This is a genomic window from Leptospira ognonensis (genome assembly GCF_004770745.1).
In the GTDB taxonomy this organism is placed as follows: domain Bacteria; phylum Spirochaetota; class Leptospiria; order Leptospirales; family Leptospiraceae; genus Leptospira_A; species Leptospira_A ognonensis.
In genome coordinates, this window is sequence record NZ_RQGD01000025.1 from 22197 (window position 1) to 40414 (window position 18218).

At 40.7% G+C, this 18218-nt stretch carries 19 protein-coding genes; 12 read left to right on the forward strand and 7 right to left on the reverse strand.

All coding sequences use genetic code 11. The features are described 5' to 3' along the window. Nucleotides 1-140 precede the first annotated feature (140 nt). Nucleotides 141-521, forward strand: a complete 381-nt coding sequence (locus EHQ58_RS09215; RefSeq protein ID WP_167883581.1) for a hypothetical protein — start codon at nucleotides 141-143, stop codon at nucleotides 519-521. A gap of 88 nt (nucleotides 522-609) precedes the next feature. On the opposite strand, the gene EHQ58_RS09220 is transcribed toward EHQ58_RS09215, so the two are convergent. Further along, on the reverse strand, nucleotides 610-1398 hold the full coding sequence (locus EHQ58_RS09220) for a TrmH family RNA methyltransferase (protein WP_135623613.1): 789 nt from the start codon (nucleotides 1396-1398) through the stop codon (nucleotides 610-612). A 19-nt stretch (nucleotides 1399-1417) separates the two neighbouring features. Between EHQ58_RS09220 and EHQ58_RS09225 the strand changes: the two genes are divergently transcribed. Then, nucleotides 1418-2413, forward strand: coding sequence for a hypothetical protein (locus tag EHQ58_RS09225; protein WP_135623614.1), 996 nt, complete (start codon nucleotides 1418-1420; stop codon nucleotides 2411-2413). Between the two features lie 10 nt (nucleotides 2414-2423). Here EHQ58_RS09225 and nadB read toward each other — a convergent pair whose 3' ends face one another. Both nadB and EHQ58_RS09235 read right to left on the reverse strand, forming a co-directional pair. Beyond that, complete coding sequence (gene nadB / locus EHQ58_RS09230) at nucleotides 2424-4025, reverse strand: L-aspartate oxidase (protein WP_135623615.1); 1602 nt, start codon at nucleotides 4023-4025, stop codon at nucleotides 2424-2426. Next, a complete protein-coding gene (locus EHQ58_RS09235) occupies nucleotides 4022-5866 on the reverse strand; it encodes a S41 family peptidase (protein WP_135623616.1) in 1845 nt (614 codons plus the stop codon). The genes nadB and EHQ58_RS09235 overlap by 4 nt, the downstream gene beginning before the upstream one ends. Before the next feature lie 114 nt (nucleotides 5867-5980). Between EHQ58_RS09235 and EHQ58_RS09240 the strand changes: the two genes are divergently transcribed. After that, entirely contained in the window at nucleotides 5981-6916 is a 936-nt protein-coding gene (locus EHQ58_RS09240) for a hypothetical protein (RefSeq protein WP_135623617.1), read from the forward strand. On the opposite strand, the gene EHQ58_RS09245 is transcribed toward EHQ58_RS09240, so the two are convergent. Next, nucleotides 6891-7652, reverse strand: a complete 762-nt coding sequence (locus tag EHQ58_RS09245; RefSeq protein WP_135623618.1) for a pyridoxine 5'-phosphate synthase — start codon at nucleotides 7650-7652, stop codon at nucleotides 6891-6893. The genes EHQ58_RS09240 and EHQ58_RS09245 overlap by 26 nt on opposite strands. Nucleotides 7653-7757: 105 nt before the next feature. Here EHQ58_RS09245 and EHQ58_RS09250 point away from each other — a divergent pair, with 105 nt between their 5' ends. From EHQ58_RS09250 to EHQ58_RS09280, 7 genes are all read left to right on the forward strand, one after another. Further along, nucleotides 7758-8270 (forward strand): FYDLN acid domain-containing protein, encoded by a 513-nt coding sequence (locus EHQ58_RS09250; RefSeq protein ID WP_135623619.1) that lies wholly within the window; start codon nucleotides 7758-7760, stop codon nucleotides 8268-8270. Nucleotides 8271-8299: 29 nt separating this feature from the next. Next, complete coding sequence (gene miaA, locus EHQ58_RS09255) at nucleotides 8300-9208, forward strand: tRNA (adenosine(37)-N6)-dimethylallyltransferase MiaA (RefSeq protein ID WP_135623620.1); 909 nt, start codon at nucleotides 8300-8302, stop codon at nucleotides 9206-9208. 18 nt (nucleotides 9209-9226) lie between these two features. Then, complete coding sequence (gene hfq / locus EHQ58_RS09260; RefSeq protein WP_135623621.1) at nucleotides 9227-9472, forward strand: RNA chaperone Hfq; 246 nt, start codon at nucleotides 9227-9229, stop codon at nucleotides 9470-9472. 74 nt (nucleotides 9473-9546) lie between these two features. Next, the gene (locus EHQ58_RS09265) at nucleotides 9547-10617 is read left to right on the forward strand and encodes a mannose-1-phosphate guanylyltransferase (protein WP_135623622.1); all 1071 of its coding nucleotides are present in this window, start codon (nucleotides 9547-9549) and stop codon (nucleotides 10615-10617) included. 170 nt (nucleotides 10618-10787) lie between these two features. Beyond that, nucleotides 10788-11522: a hypothetical protein gene (locus EHQ58_RS09270; RefSeq protein WP_135623623.1), complete on the forward strand. Its 735-nt coding sequence runs from the start codon at nucleotides 10788-10790 to the stop codon at nucleotides 11520-11522. A 22-nt stretch (nucleotides 11523-11544) separates the two neighbouring features. Continuing rightward, nucleotides 11545-12027 (forward strand): chemotaxis protein CheW, encoded by a 483-nt coding sequence (locus EHQ58_RS09275; RefSeq protein ID WP_135623624.1) that lies wholly within the window; start codon nucleotides 11545-11547, stop codon nucleotides 12025-12027. A 17-nt stretch (nucleotides 12028-12044) separates the two neighbouring features. Next, nucleotides 12045-12755 (forward strand): phosphate signaling complex PhoU family protein, encoded by a 711-nt coding sequence (locus EHQ58_RS09280; protein WP_210412802.1) that lies wholly within the window; start codon nucleotides 12045-12047, stop codon nucleotides 12753-12755. Between the two features lie 61 nt (nucleotides 12756-12816). Here the strand turns inward: EHQ58_RS09280 and EHQ58_RS09285 are convergent, their stop codons facing one another. Continuing rightward, complete coding sequence (locus EHQ58_RS09285; RefSeq protein WP_135623625.1) at nucleotides 12817-14022, reverse strand: thiol-disulfide oxidoreductase DCC family protein; 1206 nt, start codon at nucleotides 14020-14022, stop codon at nucleotides 12817-12819. Nucleotides 14023-14102: 80 nt separating this feature from the next. Here EHQ58_RS09285 and EHQ58_RS09290 point away from each other — a divergent pair, with 80 nt between their 5' ends. Further along, on the forward strand, nucleotides 14103-14822 hold the full coding sequence (locus EHQ58_RS09290) for a hypothetical protein (RefSeq protein WP_135623626.1): 720 nt from the start codon (nucleotides 14103-14105) through the stop codon (nucleotides 14820-14822). Between the two features lie 7 nt (nucleotides 14823-14829). Here EHQ58_RS09290 and EHQ58_RS09295 read toward each other — a convergent pair whose 3' ends face one another. Then, nucleotides 14830-15507 carry a hypothetical protein gene (locus EHQ58_RS09295; protein ID WP_135623627.1) on the reverse strand — a complete coding sequence of 226 codons (678 nt, stop codon included), beginning with the start codon at nucleotides 15505-15507 and terminating at the stop codon, nucleotides 14830-14832. Nucleotides 15508-15611: 104 nt separating this feature from the next. On the opposite strand from EHQ58_RS09295, the gene EHQ58_RS09300 reads away from it, so the two are divergent. Then, a complete protein-coding gene (locus EHQ58_RS09300; RefSeq protein ID WP_135623628.1) occupies nucleotides 15612-17621 on the forward strand; it encodes a BAR domain-containing protein in 2010 nt (669 codons plus the stop codon). Here the strand turns inward: EHQ58_RS09300 and EHQ58_RS09305 are convergent. Beyond that, nucleotides 17605-18105 carry an LIC_12238 family plasminogen-binding lipoprotein gene (locus EHQ58_RS09305; RefSeq protein WP_135623750.1) on the reverse strand — a complete coding sequence of 167 codons (501 nt, stop codon included), beginning with the start codon at nucleotides 18103-18105 and terminating at the stop codon, nucleotides 17605-17607. The two genes, EHQ58_RS09300 and EHQ58_RS09305, sit on opposite strands and share 17 nt — an antisense overlap. Nucleotides 18106-18218: the final 113 nt, after the last annotated feature.

Genomic DNA, 18218 nt, shown 5'->3' on the forward strand with positions numbered 1-18218 from the left:
TACTATCACAGTCTTTGCCGATGGGAATGTCTAATTGGCTTTTTTTCTTGTCAATTTTTCAAAGTATGCGATTTGAATTCTCTCTTTGGATGAAAAAGAACTTGACCTTCGTTAACTGCAAAGTGAGAGATAGAAATATGATGCCTGACCGCATAAGATTGATTTTTTTTATCGATTTTATTGGTGCCTTAGTTTCCGCCTTTATGCTCGCCATTGTCTTGCCTAACTTTGAATCCTATATCGGCATGCCCAAACATATCTTGTATGGTCTCGGCGCTTCTGCACTCAGCTTCGCGCTCTTTTCTGGGTTTTGCTATTTTTTGAAACCAAGTCGCTGGCGTCTAGCTTTGCGAACGATTGCTTTGGGGAATGGTTGCTACTGCCTTGCTTCCCTCGTGTGTATGGCATTATTTTGGGCTCCTTTGACAACCCTTGGCGTTTTCTATTTTGTATCCGAAAAAATAATAGTGATCACACTCGTTGGCATCGAGGTCTATCACGCCACTGTGACTCAAGAATAAGTATTTTTAGATTTATCAGTGACTCGAGATCCCTCGACTGGAATGCAACGTAAAATTTAGATGATTCTTCGACTTAGTATTTCTAAGTTTAAATCATGATATGGGAGAGTGCGACAGCCAATGCATGAGAAACATTCAGAGAATTCACGCTGTTTTTCATCGGTATATAAAGGATTGCATCGGCTAAAGATAGCAAGGGCTGTTCAATGCCTGTAGCCTCATTCCCTACCACCAAAACAAATTTTTCTAATTTTTTAAAGTCATAAATAGATTTTGTTTTTTCCAAAAGAGAGGATCCTTCTCTTGGTAGGCTTAATGCGAGTATGGCGTGGCCGCTTGCTTTTTCTTGCAGCAAATACTCTTTTCCATTTGTGATTCGGCAAAGTTTCGAGGCAAACATCGTTCCCATCGAGACTCGCACACTTCTTCTGAGGAAGGGGGAGGCACAGGTGCTATCGAATATATGTGAATTGACTCCAAGTGCCGTGCCCGTTCGTATCATGGACCCTATATTTTCGCTATCGGCAATCGAATTGAAAAGGATTTTGGGGGAATTTAGATCGGTATGCCCTGCCCATTTTTGATAACCGATGGCCATAAATCCTTGGTGGACTGAAAATCCGATCGTATTTTCAAAAACACCTTTCTCCGCAATGTAACAATCGTTTAAGCTTGTCAATTTTGAGGAGATCAATCTTTCATATTTATCAAAAAATTTGCGAAGACAAAATACGGACTTGATTTGGTAGTCAGATTCGAGTAACCTTAAAGTTGTTTTTTCATTATCGGCTACAAAGATATCCGCATTATCGATCTTTCCTTTTAGTAAAGAATAGTCGGAAACACGAGGGTCAAGATGAGATTCAATGATTGGCATGGGACCAGTTTATGAAATTATGATAAATTTTATCCTTCAAGCTAAGAAACCATTTTTAATATTTTTTCTTCTACTACTATTGGGCTCGATTCCGCTACGGGCACGACCTACCTATGACTTTCAATTTGTAGATGGAAATGGAAATCGATATGTGATCACGAAAGAGAAATTGATTTCGCTTCAATATTTTGCCATCACTCCGATAATGAGTTCGAGCGGAATCTATTCTGGCGGAGAATCACGCAGAATATTTATAAATCAAAAACAAGTAGATGCTTTCACTGCGCTTTTATCAGGTTTGGAGTGGAAAAATGATCAGGAAACAAGAGATAGGCGAAAAGGAATGAGTCATGTATTCTGGAGAAAGAAACGCGAGATCAAATTTCATTCCTTTGAGATGTTGGATGAGAAAGCCGAAAAAATTGAAAATCTATTAAAGGGTTATCTTATGAAGGAGTCGAATCAATCGGAAAATGACCCGTTACTGGGAAAAAAGATTTCGGTCACACGAGAGGAAAGTCCTTGGCTCGGTTTTACGAATTCTTATGAAGAAGAGGAACAAGGTAAACATCTTAAGGCTAAACCATTTCCGATGCCAGGATATAGCGTATTCAAATTGCCTACAGAAATTTCAATGGAAGCACAATCATTTCTGGCTCGGAATGACACCCTTAGAGAAGTGATCGTCAATGAAAGATATTTTTCAAATTTGGAAAGGATTGATGTCACAAAACTAATACTTGGAGAATCACAATTCGTCGGAAATATAAAAGATGTTAAAGTAAGAAGTGCAGAAGTTTTGATTCCCTTTTTATTGAAAGGTCAAATTCTGATCACGTACTGGCATACAGATTCAGAAGTGACGATCGAAAGAAAAGAGATTAAGGAAAACGAAGTGATCTATAATTTATCTGGAACACATCATTACTATACGAATGAAAAAAATTCATCCAATTTTAGATTTAAAATTAGCATCAATCAAACATCAGGTGACGTTTTCGTGTATGGAGAATAAAGAGATTTTATTAGCTTAGATTGTGTAAGACCGTATCTTTTCGCGAAGGTGTTCTATCTTCAGGGTAGTCCGTACTAAAATGTAATCCTCTACTTTCTTTACGAAGGAGGGCCGATCTAACAATCAAATCTGCAACTTTCACTAAATTTCTAAGTTCCAGAAGTCCCAAAGACACAGTGGTTCTGTTATAATAATCTTTTACTTCTTCTGAAATCAAATTCAATCGGCGAAGTGCCCTTTCCAATCTTAAATTGGATCTGACAATTCCTACATAATTACTCATGATGGTTCTCACTTCACCTAAGTTGTGTGATATGAGTACCCATTCTTCTGTATTGGTAGTACCCTCTTTGTTCCAGTCAGGAATTTCTTTACTTTCACTTGCAAAATTGATAGGACCTTCTTTTTTTATGTCCTCGGCAATTCTGTGCGAAAATACAAGACACTCAAGCAAACTATTTGATGCCAAACGATTCCCACCATGCACTCCCGTACACGTCGTTTCACCACAAGCATACAAATCTTGGATGTTTGTTCTGCCAAGTAAATCGGTCGCAACACCACCACACATATAATGAGCTGCTGGCACAACAGGTATGGAATCTGTCGTGATATCTATACCAAGCTTTTTGCACTTTTCATAAATGGAAGGGAAGTGGTGGATGATGTCATTTGCTGGTTTGTGAGTGATATCAAGTAGGACATGAGGCTCTCCACGTTTCTTCATCGTATCATCTATCGCGCGTGCTACGATGTCACGAGGAGCTAGCTCTCCCATCTCGTGGTAATCCTTCATAAAAGGCCTACCATTGATCTCTCTTAAAATACCACCATGACCACGTACAGCTTCAGAAATTAAAAAGGAATTGCCTTGTTCGTGAAAGAGAGAAGTGGGATGGAACTGATAGAATTCCATGTTTTTGATGATGGCACCTGCACGGTAGGCACTTGCCACACCATCACCCGTCGCAATACTTGGATTCGTTGTGTGGAGGTAGACCTGTCCGGCTCCGCCTGTCGCTAGTAAGGTTTTTTTGGCAATGACTGGAAACACTTCTCCCGTTTCTGTATCTACGATGTAGGCTCCGTAACAGCGAAGAGGGAGGTCAGACTTATTTTTGATATGATGCCTTGTGATAAGATCCACGCAAGCATGGTTTTCTAATATCTGAATGTTTGGCCTGGCATGAACGGCATCCAAAAGCGCAGCTTCTACGGCACTCCCAGTCCTATCGTGCGAATGTACGATACGGTTTTTTCTATGGCCACCTTCACGAGCAAGATCTAGATTTCCAGAATCGTCACGTGTAAAAGGCACCCCAATCTCTAAAAGCTCCCTGACTCTCGTTGGTCCTTCTTCCACTAGGATGCGCACCGCATCCAAGTCACAAAGGCCAGCTCCCGCACTTAAGGTATCTTCAATATGTTCTTCGAATTTATCCTTATCATCAAACACAGAAGCGATGCCGCCTTGAGCATAATTTGTATTTGATTCATAGTCAGACTTTTTTGTGACAACAACCACAGAACCAAGCGGGGCAAGCTTCAGCGCACTGAAGAGCCCACTCACTCCGCTCCCGATGATGAGAAAGTCTGCTGTAATGCGGTTCACTTTGAGTTCAAAAAACCTTCAATGTAGTCAACAGCTCTCACTAACATAAAATCTGGTTTGATGGCATCGCTGGCATGTTGTTTTAGGAAAGCATCTGCTTTTCCATTTTTCTTAACATAGGCTTTGATCGCGTCGATATTGAACTTTGATTTGGCGACACCTTCATGCGGAATTTTCGGTAGATGGTTCCACATGTCTTCTTCCCGGTAACGGAAAGGAAAGGATCCGTCAGCTTCTTCGGAAAGTTCGATATCTGGAGAAACTCCCACAACTTGAATGGTTTTTCCGGATGGTGCATAGTATCGTGAGTTTGTCAATTTGAGCACATAATCGTCGTTCCCTGGGAGGGGATCAATGAGACGTTGTACGGTAGCTTTTCCGAAAGTCCTTTCTCCAAGGAGGAGTCCGCGTCCGTGGTGTTGGATGGCACTTGCGACAATTTCCGAGGCGGAAGCAGATTTTGCATTGATCAGAACCACTAAAGGAAGTTTGGTGATATCTTCTTTGCTCGCGTACTGATCATCAGAAGACAATCTGTTAGGAACTTTTGTGGATACGATAAGACCTTTCGGTATAAACATATCGGCAATATCAACAGCAAGATCGAGATACCCACCAGAGTTGTTTCTTAGGTCAAGCACGACTGCTTTCATCTCTTTCCCGTTGTTTTTAGCTTCTTCTTCCAAAGCACGTAGGCCTTTCACAATCTGAGAATCAACAGGCTCTTCCCCAGGTGCTTTTACAAAACCTGTAAGTTTGATGTAACCGATTTGTGGATTTTCTTTGAGTAGGTGATAGGTGACGTTTTTAATCGTAATCTTATCTCGGATCACTTCGATATCTAAATGAGCCGTATTTCCTTTACGTTTGATTGTTAAAACAACCTTTGTTGCTTTTTTGCCCTTGATTTTTTTGACAACTTTATCGAGAGACTGGCCTTTGATGATTTTGCTATCAACGGCGATGATGATATCACCAGATCTTACCCCGGCCTTTACAGCGGGACTTCCTTCGAGTGGACTCTCCACGATGACATCTCGGGTTCCTCCACCGGAAAGTATAGCACCGATGCCTTCGAAAGATCCATCGCTGATTTTAGCCATGGACTCTTCCCACATTTCTTTTAAGAATACACTGGAATGCGGGTCTAGAGAATTAAGATAACCATTGGCAGCAGCGAGAAACACTTGTTCCATGCCGAATTCTTTTTTCTCTTCCTCGGAATCCTCTTGTAAATCATTATCAAGTTCAGATAGGCCTTTCAAAACTGGAACCTTATATGTGGAAAGATTGTCTTTTACATAAGTGATCACTCGATCAAAATCTTTTTTTGTGAAATTGATTTCTTCCCACTTGGCTGCCAGAACCGATTTTCGAATTTTTTCTTTTTCGATAAGAGTTTTTAGCTCTTCATCCGAAAGTTTTTTATTCTCATTCTTTTTGATCTTTTCTTTTTGAATTTTTTCTACTTGATCGTAGTCAGGATCGAATAATACAAATTTGTCGGAAGGTGAGATTTTGAAAGACTTACCTGGAAACATCTCCTCTTTTTCTTCGTATTTTTCTCTTTCTGCAAAGTAACTTTCGGGATAAAGATACATCGGATGGGGGAGAGTCATAACAGAATAAACAGCTGCGTCCGTAAAGGCCCGATTTTTGTTTATGTTTTTATCAATGTAGTATTTATCGATGGAATCCACAACTTGTTCAAAGTCACGGTAGGTAAAATCGGTGTCCCGTTTAGGAGCTTTTTTGGCTTCTCTTTCACATGAAATGAATCCTGCAGGAAGGGTAAATGTGAGAAGGAGAAAGATGGAAATTAGATATAGATTTCGTCTCAAGGGAACTCTCTGATTGGTGTATTGATAATCCAAGGAAATCTATATTTTCCATTGTGGGCAACTGAAAAAAAATATGAGACGTATCTTGAACCGCTTTAAAGGATAGACATAGTTATGAAGGCATTTGGCGGTTTTCTTTTGGTTCTTAGCTTTTATTTTGCCTGCACGGGCCCGACCAAGAACCCAACTCGGGATCCGTACAGCCTGGAAACCCTTACTTTTCTGGAGGAAGTCCTTCTGGATGTTTGGGAAAGTAGCGATTCTCGGGAAAATGCCCTCTCACGCTTGCGGTACGTTTGCCGAAATCGTGATACCGATGACGGATTTTTATGTTATACCTGGGGTCTTATCGAATTTAAAAGCGGAAATTATAACGAAAGTTATACTGCGTTTAAGCTTGCTCTCGAAAAAAATCCGAATGATTCATTGTATAAAAACTTACTTCGGCTATCGGCCGTTAAATCTAACAATTTAGAAGACTTGGCAAATTCTGGAGAGGAAGGGAGAGTGATAGCCTTATACTCCGAGACGATTTCCTCCTGCCAGACAGAATCCAAACGTGCAAACGCGTATACATCCTTTTTGGAATTGGCTCGTGCTGGGCATCTAACGAAAGATATGTTAAAAAAAGGCGTATTTTCCCTATGTTTTGCAAGTTTTTCTGAGGTTCAAAAATCTGAGATCCTACCTTGGATGAAAACGGCTCGCACCAATTATGCGGATCGCTTGGTGGCAGATAAAGTAAAAGCAGATCCTTTTTCAAGGGTCTGGGATACATCTTTTTATCACAAAGGCGCAGAACCCAAAGAAGGAATCTTTTACAGCCATCCAATCTCGGAAGCTTGGCGAAAGCTGAGGCTTGCCGCCAAGTCTGGAAACGAAGCTCAGGCACGCGAATCCTTACATCAATTTCAAAACGAGATTGCGATCGCTAAAAAGAAAAGCAAAACAGAGGCAAATCTAGCTCTTGCTTTGGAAAGATCAGCGAAATTATTATTGGAACAAGACCCCGTTTACGCAAAAATTAGTTTTTTAGCGAAAGAACTTTAAGATATTCTAAAATGGTACTTTCCATTCCGATCTCGAGGGCCCGGGAAATCAGCCTATGACCTATGGAAACTTCTGCGAGATGTGGCAGGGTCGCAAATACTTCTAAATTATCCGTATCGAGATCATGCCCCGCATTGACCTGCAGACCGAGTGCATGGGCAGCCTCAGCCGCGAGAATGTAATCCTTGAAGAAAACCTTCCCTGCTTCCGCGGAACTGTCAAAAGCGTGTGCAAATGGTCCCGTATACAATTCAATACGGTCAGCCCCAATTTCTTTGGCGATTTTATAGCCTGCAGGATCGGTTTCCATAAAGAGGGAAACTCGAAAGTTTTCCTTTCTACATCGGTCGATGATGGGAGCGAGCAATTCTTTGACAGTTGTATCGAGCAAATGAAAACCATGGTCCGAGGTAATTTCACCTGGTTTTACGGGAACAAGTGTGACCTGGTTTGGTTTTGCCGCAAGGACGAGATTCATAAAACGTTCGCTAGGCTCACCTTCCATATTATATTCTTTTTTTGTGTTATGTTTTTGATTGTAAGCTGTAAGAAATTCTTTGATTTCGAAAACGTCGTTTCTCGTGATGTGCCGTTCGTCTTCCCTAGGGTGGACGGTGATGCCATGAGCTCCCGCATTCAGAATGATTTCGCAGAAATGGGTCACGCTCGGTAATTTTCCCGCACGAGAATTCCGGAGAGTGGCGATCTTGTTCACATTTACACTTAATTGGGTCATATTAAAAAAAATACTTTCCTATTAATTTAGTCCAAGAGAAAAACGTCAAATTTCAAAAAGGTTGTCCCGTAACTGGGGTCTCCGAAGATCGTCAAAAGTGTTCCTATGGTAGCAAAGAAAGCATTGAAAAAATCAGCCCCACCGCCGAAGAAAAAAGCTCCGGCTAAGGAAAAGGCGTCCAAGGAAGTAAAACCAGCTGCGAAAAAAGAGGCGAAGACAAAACCCGCACCTTCCTCGAAAGCTGTTTCCAGTAAGCCTACTACAAAGCCGAAACCGTCAACGTCCCTAGCTTCGGCCAAACCCCCGAGCAAAGACAAAGCGCAGACCCCGAAAGCCGAAGCCTCGAGCAATGGACCGCTAGGTAAAAAATTTACCTGTTATTCTTGTAATACAAAATTTTACGATCTGAATAAACCAGAAAAAAAGTGTCCGAAATGTGGCTCTGACCAATTGGCAAAACCTGCCATCAAGTCCAGGTTAGCTGCCCTTCGCCAGAGCGAATACGAGGTTGAGGAAGAAGAAGAGCCGGTCGTTGAGGATGATGAAATCCTCGAAGATGCAGAAGAGATAGAGGAGACAGAAGAAGAAGAAGAGGTTGTTGCCGAAGAAGAGGAATAAAACACCGCACGAACTGTGGTGCCCCTGATATGCCTCCCTTTTCTCGTATCCTACCTGTTCTTGCCGGGCCTACGGGCTCCGGTAAAACATCCCTTGTCTGCTCTCTCCCCTCGGATCGTTTCGAAGTCGTTTCTTTTGATTCCCGACAGGTCTACTGGGAACTTCCTATTGGAACGACACTTCCCTCACCCACAGAACGTTCACTCATGCCTCATGCTCTTGTGGGAATCTTGACGGCGGACCAATCCATCAATGCGCGCGCTTACTCCGAAGCGGCTAGACTTGCCATTGATCGCATCTGGGATGCTGGCAAAATACCGATCTTGGTTTGCGGGAGTGGGTTTTACCTTCGTGCCTTTTTGAAGGGAATGTACCCTGTCCCAGACATTTCTCCCGAGATTCGCGAACAGGCACAAAACATACCCTTGGCGGAGGCTTTGGAGATCATTCGCAAAAAGGATACATTAGCACTTGCAAATATAGATGAAACAGATGCTTACCGAGTTCGTAGAGCCTTAGAAGTCATTCTATCGGGAAGTATGTGGTCTGAAGTGTCAAAAGTAACCGTTGGAGGATTTTTGGAAGACCATCCGGGTCTCCAGCTGAAGGGGTATTGGATCAATTGGCCAAGGGAAGAATTGTACAGGCGAATCAATGAACGTATCCCCCAACTCATCAAAGATGGTATGCTCGAAGAAACCAAAATCATATTAGAAAAATACGGAGAACAATGCCCGGGCCTGGGTTCTCTGGGATATAATTTTGCGCTTGATTTCTTGTCTGGAAAAATTGATACTAATTCATTCGTTGCGCAGTTAGCACAGGCACATAGAAACTATGCTAAAAGACAGGTCACTTGGTTTCGCAAAGACCCTCTCCTCCTTCCGGCAACTTGGAATGAGGTGCTTGATGAATTTAAAAATATAGAAAAAATATAGAAAACACTCGGGATTTTTATGTCTGCAAAAAACAACATCCAAGACCAACTACTCAACACAGCAAGAAAAGAAAAAATCGACCTCACCATTTATTTGTTAAATGGAGTCCCCCTTAAAGGGAAAGTTGTCAGTTTTGATAACTTCACTATCATCCTCGAAAATGAAGCAAAACAAAATCTGGTTTATAAGCATGCCATTTCGACCATCATCCCTGCGAAACCGATCAAACTTCATTCGGAAGATTTACCGAAGGAAGGGGTCTAATTTCTCTACCCTCTTTTTTGGTTTTGTTTTTGATCTCGTCCTAAATATTGGTGCAAACGAAAGTTTATTCCGATATGGCAAAGTTACCAAAAGAACAACCAGTAGTACTCATTATGGCTGGCGGGAAAGGTGAGCGCTTCTGGCCTCGTTCCCGAACCAATTCCCCCAAACAGCTCCAAAAGGTTTATTCCAATAAAACCCTCCTAAAGGAGACCATAGATCGTGCTCTAACAGTAACGAGCATGGATCGGATTTTTATCGGGACCAATGCAAATCTAAAAATTGAGATCCTAAAGAAAGATCCAAATTTTCCTTCGAATAATTTTATCATCGAACCCGAAGGAAAAAATACGGCACCCATCATAGCTCTTTCTGCCCTTCATTTTCAAAAGAAATTTGGAAATCCAAACCTCATCGTGCTATCCGCAGACGCCTTCATTGACCCTGTCAAAGAATTCACAAACACCATAAAACAGGCATTATTTGAAACGGAACATGGTCTGGTTCTGTTAGGAGTAAAGCCAAACCGCCCAGAAGTTGGGTATGGTTATATAAGTGCTGGAAAACCAACAGATGTGGGATACCAAGTGAAGGCATTTTTCGAAAAACCAGACTTCAAAACTGCACTAAAATACATTAAAAAGAAGAATTTTTACTGGAATCCTGGTATTTTTCTTTTCCGAGTGGAGACCATTCTTTCCGAATTTGAAAAACATGCTCCGAGCATTTTGCAGGCGTTAAAGAATGGTTTTCCCTTCAAAAATTTTGGGGATTTAAAAAACGCATTTGCACTCCTACCAAGCGAGGCCATTGACACAGCCATCATGGAAAAGAGCACCCGCATTAGAATGGTCGAAGCTACCTTCCAATGGGATGACGTAGGCTCCTGGATGTCACTTGAAAGGATACTTCCAGGGGATGGGTTTAAAAATCACCACCAAGGCAAAGAAGTCTATTATCATAAAGCGAAGGGAAATATCTCTTCTGTACAAAAAGACCTCGTTGCGTTTTTAGGGGTAGATGATTTAATTGTCGTAGAGGAACCCGACGTACTCTTTGTATCTTCTAGAGACGGCATTGGAGAGATCAAATCCATGCTCGCTTCCATGAGGAAAAATAAAGTTTTACAAAAGTACCTTGATTAGAATTTTGGCTTAAACGGCCGTAGTAAGGAGGAAGGAATGCCTTCCGGAAAAAAGAGAAAGCGCAGAAAAATTGCCACCCATAAACGTAAGAAGAAAAGAAGAGCCAACAGACACAAAAAGAAGAAATAATCTTCCTTCAGTGACTTTCTCTTTCCTCCGATAGATTTGCTATGAAGCAAGTCTGGAGGAAGCAGAAACCCCGAACACCAGGTTTCATTCGAGCATTTCATATGGTAACTCCTTGGGGCGATGTCCTTGAGGCAGAGTTTAACTTCCACGAAAAGCTCGTTCGGCTAACAGCAGAAATAAAAGAAGAAAAGGGTCGTATTTATGCGACCACGATTCGCAACGGAGTTGTACTCCAAGAAAAAGACGTCTCCTCAGGACGTGCCTATCCTGTTTTTCGCAAGATCTGGCCCTTTAGAGAGCTTTTTGGAGCTTTGCCTGACAAAGACCTCCTTTCCTGCATCGGGGGCTCTTATGAGATCTATCCGCCTCATGAGCACGAGGATTTAGAAGACTCATATGCAAGACGCGAACGACGCGGAGGTTCTCCGTTTTCCACGCGATACGATTCCGTTTTTGGTATTATCAGAGAGACCAGATTCCAGCGCTGGCGACGCAAACGAAGAGAAGCTAGACTTGCGTTAGGAACTCCTTGGGAGAGATTTAAGCGTCGAATTTGGGGAGATGTACAGGACTTATGTTTTGGTCTAGGAACAGCTAGTTTTGTATATTATGCATATTATGATTATGTCTTATTAGGTTGGAGCCTTGCTTGTATGGGTATGGTCGCAGGCCTCTTAGATTTTCTAGTGAGAAAACGTGCGATCCTAATGACAAAAGTGTTGTCTTTTCTCTCGCTTGGTTCATATTTCTTTTATAACGGTTTCGTCTATTACTAAGACAAAGTTGTAAAAGAAGAACATGGCAAAAGACCCCGCGAGCACGAATCAATTCATACACGAACAATATATTATCTTTAATTTGGGAGAGGAAGAATACGCCATTCCCATCACGATTGTGGAAGAAATTGTAAAAATTACAAATTTAATCCGAGTGCCACAATCTAAGAGTTATTTTGCGGGCATCATGGATATCCGTGGCAAAGTCGTGCGCATGATTGACCTCACCAAAAGACTCAACATTCGAAATGCAAGTACGGGAGAAACCGCGGAACGCGCGATTGTCATTAATATCGCTGGAAAATCCGTGGGTGTCATCGTGGACAAAGTTTCCCATGTCATCCACTTTCCAGCAAATCAAGTGGATCCGCCACCGCCATCCGTGAAAGGCATCTCTTCTCGTTATATCACGGGGGTTGGAAAAAAAGACAACCGCTTCATAATCCTCATCGATATCGAAAAAATTTTGACAGTTGAGGAAATTTCGGAACTGGCAGTTGTTTAACTCCTTGAACAACCATGATCATTTCAAAATTTTATTACCTTAGGAAAAATCTTTATTCGATGGCGGAACTTGTCCTAGAACAAGTCATCCTGCTCGGAGAGGCCTTAGAGAATGATGATTATGAGCTCGCCAATCAAATCGTAGAAAGAGATGATATGATCGATGTTTTGGAGAAAGAAAACGACAACCTTTCCCAAATTGCTATCTTAGAAGCCATCACAAATCGAAACATTTTAGGTATGGGAGATGTTGATAACGAAATCGTTTTGAAAAAAGATCCCTTGCGATTTGCTCTCTCTGCCATCCGCATCACGCGAAATATGGAACGAATGGGTGACCAAGTGGTAAATTGTGCGGAAGTATTCCGTTATAAAACCATTAGACCAGGAGTCTTTAAAAAAGAAGAACCAATGGGGCTCATCCTTTCTCGTGTGACGACTCTTGCTGGGATGGCCATCGAATCTCTCGTAGAAGAGAAAGAACGGTTTATGGGAAGCGTCAATACGATCGAAGATGAGTTAAATGGACTATGTGATGATGCCTTCAAAAAATATAGAAGTTCTGAAATGGAAAAAACGGAATTTGCGGATGTCTATCGTATCATTCTCGCACTAGAAAGGTTAGGTGATTATGCAGTGAATGTCGCAGAGGAGCTAGTTCGGCTCAATACCGGAAAAGACATTCGCCATTTGGAAAATTCGAGTGTCGGATCGGTTCGGTTTCCTTAGGTTTTCCTTTTTGATTTTTAAAAATGAGCAGCTTCTACTTTAAATGTAAAATAAACTCGGCTTAAGTAAGGAATCGATCTTTGGATTCTTTGGTTGGCAGAAAACAGGTTTCTCTTTTACCAAAAATTTGGTATCTATGTTTGGCAATCAAATCGTAGATCAAATCGAGGACAAATAAGGGAAATAATTTTAAAGTGAACCCAAGGATTGAGTAAATGCTACCGAGCGTTAAAAGAATATGAATCACTGCATCTGTCCTGGTATGTAAAACTCCATTGCTCCAAAAAACAACGCTCTCTTTGGCATTTTTATCTCTAAAAGAGGGAAGGGACTTCGCGATCTTTCCATCTAACGAAGAATACTTTAATCTTAGATTTTGATCCAATTTGATGAGGATTTGGACTGTCCGGCTACAAAGTACGCAGATGTCATCAAAAAATATGATAGAGTCGTGTTTCTTTGTTTGGTGAAGGGTTCGCCTTTTTTCAAAAAGTAGGGAAAGGGTTAAGCAAGGTATCGTAATTATGGCATTCATGATTCCATGGGTCATTGCCATGAAGCTCTTGCCCGCGATCTCTCTCGGAAATCCAGGATAAAATTCATTGCATAAAGCGAGAATCATAGAAGAAACAAGGGAAAGGAAGCTGAGAGCTGCAAACAAAACCGAAGACGAGTTTTTCACCTTTAAATGAAATAGATAATCTGCGATCAAAATGGGTAGAATCAAAGATAATCCCACTACGCCCAAACGCTTTATAAACGGAACACCATTGATTCCAAAGGCGACCAAAAGAAAGCAGAAAAAAATGAGATAACAACTCGTTAAATAGATTTTTCGGGATTCGCGTTTATAAAGAAAGGCAATGGATCCGACGAAAAGCCAACCGAGAAAGCACCCATGTAAGGCTGCGTAAAAGCTCCATTTCGGGTCATAGCCGAGTAAACGCAAATCTAGAATGCCCGAAACCATCCAAAGAGAAGAGATAAGGCTAAAAATAAATGGAATCGAAAAGGCCACACATGGAACCGAAAAAATAGTTTTGTATTCGTTACGTAAAAAAAGCAAAAATCCAAAAAGGCAAAATAAAGGCCAAATAAAAAACCAAAAAGTCTGATTTAAGAATTGCCCACATAACAAAGTATAGATAGCGATTTTATGTGCATCAGAGTAGGCGCGTGAGTTTTTTAAGAAAAAATGATTTGTTTGTATGGGAGCGATGATCAACCCAACGAAGAGCAGCAGTTTCAGTATTAAAATCTCAAGCATCGGAACTCCTTTTTTAAAACTTCTAATTGACTTAACTCTAAAGATACAAAGTATTTCATGATAATTACAAGTTCAAATGCATGAGAAGTATAAATCAATCTAACGAAATTTTTACGTTTCATTTGGTAAAGATACCGTTTCTTTCCCTGCCAAAATTTTTGTTTTCATCACTCCACAAAAGAAACATACCAGGTGTGTTACATTCGGAAAGTTTTTTTACCATGAATTTAGGAGAATCCATTTTTTCTCCAAATAGATACAACCTCCAGAGTTTTGCTTTTTTTGTTTGGTGGCGAGAGGAATCTTTTCTTGATGCAATGCTCAATGACCCTTCTTTTGGAATTTTGAAGGAAGGATGGCACGTTAGAATGAAACTGTACCGACGTTGGGGGGAGATTTCATCCTTAAAAGAAGCCACGATTGTCACAAAACAAGAACTTTCGGAAAAACCAGTGGTTGCCGTGACTCTTGCTCGTTTAAAATTGACGCAAACGCTTCGTTTTATCAAATGGGGCAAGCCAGTTGAGAAACAAGTTAAAAATCATAGCGGTCAAATACTTGCCCTTGCCGCCTTGCGTCCGTTAAACACATTTTCCACATTTAGTATTTGGAAAAATGAATCAGCGATGATCGATATGGTGTACGGTCGAGACAGACAATTTGACGGAGAAAGTCATCAGCTAGCGATGATGGAAAGAAACCGAAAGGATTTTCATTATGAATTCACAACGATGAGATTTACTCCCTTTAAAGAAGTAGGAGTTTGGAAAGGAGAATCAAACTACTTGAATTTGTCATAGAATTTTTTTATTTACGACCTTCGTTACCCTCCATATAAGATTGCAATTCTTGCTGCAATCCTTCTGGTAAATCTAGACCTCTTGCGCGAATCCTTTCATTGTACTTGTTAAATGACATCCTATGTTGGTTCGTGCTAAGATAACCTTCCAAGGCTTCGGATGCCCAAGGTATGATTTCTTTTACAAAGTCGTGATTTTCTTCTAACTCATCACAATAATGAATGAAAAGAGGTCTGTTGACTGGTCTGCCTATATTTCGATAAAAGAGTAAACAATACAGCGTTTCATCTCCTAGGACTTCATCCCTACGAATTTTCTCTTCAACATACTTTAGATTGATCGTATCAAGATACTCTATGTTGAAAGTTTCTGGCTGTAAGCGCTTATTGATGAATTTCCGAATCTCATCTTTTACGTAGGTAACGTTAGGGCAATGTGCTGGGCATGACCCTTGGTCTTTATGTAAATCACATTCAATGAGTAAAATACAATCTACGTCAGAGGTTGGTTCTACAATCCCAAAATTGATCGATCCTAAGATTTCTAATGCGGTTTCGTAGCCCTTTCGAGAAAGTTCTTGGGTGGCAAGGCGAAAGGCTTGCATGCGCTTAAGGGCATACTTGGTATCATAATTTCGGTATTTGTTTTTGAGAACTAGGTATCTTTCTACTATATTTTTTGACACTAAGCCTCCAGACCACTCGCATGAAAAATCTAACTATATATGACTTTCATGGCAACACCTTTTGGTAAGCCGTTCTCCTTTTTTAGCCGATAGGAGTAGTGGGTATGGCTTTAAAAATGCAAAGAATCTTCTTCCTTGTTCTGACCGTCCTTTTTTTAAGGCAGGCAACAGAGCTTGTGGCAGGAGAAGAGGATAGGCGATATGCGCTTAAGGATCTATACCTAAATCCACTGCAGGTCATATCACCGGAAGAGCTCCAAAGGCTGGATACGGACAAGAGAATCCCCATTGATGAAGATTCGGGAATTGCCTTCAAAGAGACTCCGAGACCACCCGCAGATACAACAACAATTCCACCGGCGGATGGGATCGTAACTCCAACAGATCCGACAGCCGAGACAGGCCCAAAGTCGAACGAGACCAAGATTCGTGAAGCAGAAGGACTTTTAAAAAGATATTACAGTCAGTTCATAGAAGAGAAACGTATATGGGAAGATCGGGAAAGAGGAAATATTTATAACTCTCGGTCCGATCAAAATGATATTCGGTTGTTACTTTGGCAGAATACTCATAAGGACTCCGAAACTTTCATTGTTCGAGATTCTCCTATCTTATATGATCTTCACATAAGAGCCGCTAAGCTTTATGCAGAAAACGGCAAAACAGCACCTTCTTTAAGACATTACCTTGCGGCCTTTCGTTACCATCCTTTAGACCTAACAGAAGATATGTATCGCAGTGGGGAATGGCAAAAAGAAGACTATAAGGGAAACTGGGTGAACCAGGCAAAAGACCATCAATCTGCGTATGAAAATTTAAGAAAAACTGAGAAGGAACTAAGAGAGAGTAAGGATGAAAAACATGTAATCATCGCTAATCTTGCCAGAAAAAACGCGCCTTTATTGGAAATCAAGCGAGAAGAGACAAGACTCGACCAGATTATCCTAGGAAAAGATAGGCTCTTTTTGGAGGCTAAAAAACAATATGAAGCCTCCGTCCAAGAAAGATATGGAAAATATCTTTCGGATCGACAGAAGTCAGATTCAATGACCCTGTTTGAAATGGCGAATGTGGTTAAAAAGGTCGAAGATGATAATAAAGAAAGGCTAAAAATCATCAACAAACTGGGAACAGCTGGAAAAGGGATTTATGTATTATTTGATTATAAGCGCAATGTTGATTTTTTTGCTTATGAATTAATACTCGAAAGAGCCTACAGCCAATGGCCAGACAATCCAAATGTGATTTATGATGTGGCCGAACAATACAGACAAGATAGCCAAAAAGCCAAGGCAATCGATTTCTTCGAGAAGTATGTAAATCTTCTTTCAAAGGAAAAGAACCTTGATGAAGCACAAAAAGAAAAATTGATTTATACTTATCTTCGTATTGCGACTCTTAATGCAGATATCAAACGTAAGGTCATCGCGAGTGGATATTACGAAAAATATTTCGAACTATCTCCTGATACAAAAGATAAAACTCGAGTTTCCTTCGAAATGGGCGTCTTTTTTGCGGAGCACATCGGAGATCTAAAAAAATCTAGCGCATACTTTTCCTATTGGTTGGAGAGAAATAGTAAAGATTGGAATCCAAGTCTATCAGAGGAAACAGGAAAGGAGGATCTGGAAGGAGTCGCATTTTATTACCTCGCCAAGCTTGATAAGCAAAATCGAAAAACAGATGCAGAACGTAACAAACTGAATCTTTCCTATACTAAATGGAAAAATATTGATCTGGAGCTTGTTGCTGCTGAGAAAGAATTGGGAAATTTGAAAAACCAAAAGCAAAAAATAAAAAAAGACCTTCTTGTTACCACAGAAGATGAAGCATTATCAAAATACCGGCTTTTGGATCTAAAAATTGAAGACCAGGAAGCTAGACTTCGAGTATTAAAAACAAAGTTAGATAGAATCCCTGTTCTCAAAGTTTTATTTAGGTCAGGAGTGTTGTCTGAATTTGATCGAGACTTTAAGAAAGCAATAGAATATTATGATTCTGTGATTGAGCTAGGGGGAGAGACCGAAATTCAGGCGGCATTAAAAGAGAAAAAGAGAGTCTTAAAAATTATTGAAAATGGTGTGGTTTTGTCGCCATTTAACGAGAGTATTTGATAATTTCATCTTCTTGCTCAGCTGCAAGTTCTTGTTCTATGATTTCCTCGGTATAACCTTCCTCAGGTAGTACTTGAAACTTTACTTCATCTAGGACTTCTCCATCATGAACAATTTTTATCAAGTATTCTCCCGTCCGCAGCTGTGAAAAACTATCGCGAATTGATGCTGATTCAGCTTCGACATTCTTTTTTTTGATATCTATTTCTACATAATCTAGTTCGTATCGATTGAGGGAGATATAGAAATCTGTTTCGATCCCAGGGTTCCGAGAAAATGTATACACATAATGAATGGTATCATTCGGAGAAAAGATCAGTCCATCTCGCATCATTTTATAATCAGTAATCATCTGAATGTGACGCTCTAAGAGGTCGAGACTTTCTGCTTTAGAGGTAGCCCATCCAAAATCACCCTTTGGAATCCCGCAGTGGATCGTAAAAAGGAAAACAAGAAACAAACTGAAACGGATCAGGAGAGACATGCTAAATTGATTATCGGGACGTTGCGAATTTTCCACACGGTGGAAAAGGAAAAAATGTCAGTTACTTGTCGATGACGCGGCCCTTGTCAGAAATGTCTTTTTCTTTCGGAGAA

Coding starts and splice junctions, on each gene's coding strand:
- EHQ58_RS09290 (WP_135623626.1), top strand. CDS start 14,103: ATGAGAAGTATAAATCAATCTAACGAAATTTTTACGTTTCATTTGGTA.
- EHQ58_RS09215 (WP_167883581.1), top strand. CDS start 141: ATGCCTGACCGCATAAGATTGATTTTTTTTATCGATTTTATTGGTGCC.
- hfq (WP_135623621.1), top strand. CDS start 9,227: ATGTCTGCAAAAAACAACATCCAAGACCAACTACTCAACACAGCAAGA.
- EHQ58_RS09300 (WP_135623628.1), top strand. CDS start 15,612: ATGGCTTTAAAAATGCAAAGAATCTTCTTCCTTGTTCTGACCGTCCTT.
- EHQ58_RS09225 (WP_135623614.1), top strand. CDS start 1,418: ATGATAAATTTTATCCTTCAAGCTAAGAAACCATTTTTAATATTTTTT.
- EHQ58_RS09240 (WP_135623617.1), top strand. CDS start 5,981: ATGAAGGCATTTGGCGGTTTTCTTTTGGTTCTTAGCTTTTATTTTGCC.
- EHQ58_RS09220 (WP_135623613.1), bottom strand. CDS start 1,398: ATGCCAATCATTGAATCTCATCTTGACCCTCGTGTTTCCGACTATTCT.
- EHQ58_RS09265 (WP_135623622.1), top strand. CDS start 9,547: ATGGCAAAGTTACCAAAAGAACAACCAGTAGTACTCATTATGGCTGGC.
- EHQ58_RS09285 (WP_135623625.1), bottom strand. CDS start 14,022: ATGCTTGAGATTTTAATACTGAAACTGCTGCTCTTCGTTGGGTTGATC.
- EHQ58_RS09270 (WP_135623623.1), top strand. CDS start 10,788: ATGAAGCAAGTCTGGAGGAAGCAGAAACCCCGAACACCAGGTTTCATT.
- miaA (WP_135623620.1), top strand. CDS start 8,300: ATGCCTCCCTTTTCTCGTATCCTACCTGTTCTTGCCGGGCCTACGGGC.
- EHQ58_RS09245 (WP_135623618.1), bottom strand. CDS start 7,652: ATGACCCAATTAAGTGTAAATGTGAACAAGATCGCCACTCTCCGGAAT.
- EHQ58_RS09275 (WP_135623624.1), top strand. CDS start 11,545: ATGGCAAAAGACCCCGCGAGCACGAATCAATTCATACACGAACAATAT.
- EHQ58_RS09250 (WP_135623619.1), top strand. CDS start 7,758: ATGGTAGCAAAGAAAGCATTGAAAAAATCAGCCCCACCGCCGAAGAAA.
- EHQ58_RS09305 (WP_135623750.1), bottom strand. CDS start 18,105: ATGTCTCTCCTGATCCGTTTCAGTTTGTTTCTTGTTTTCCTTTTTACG.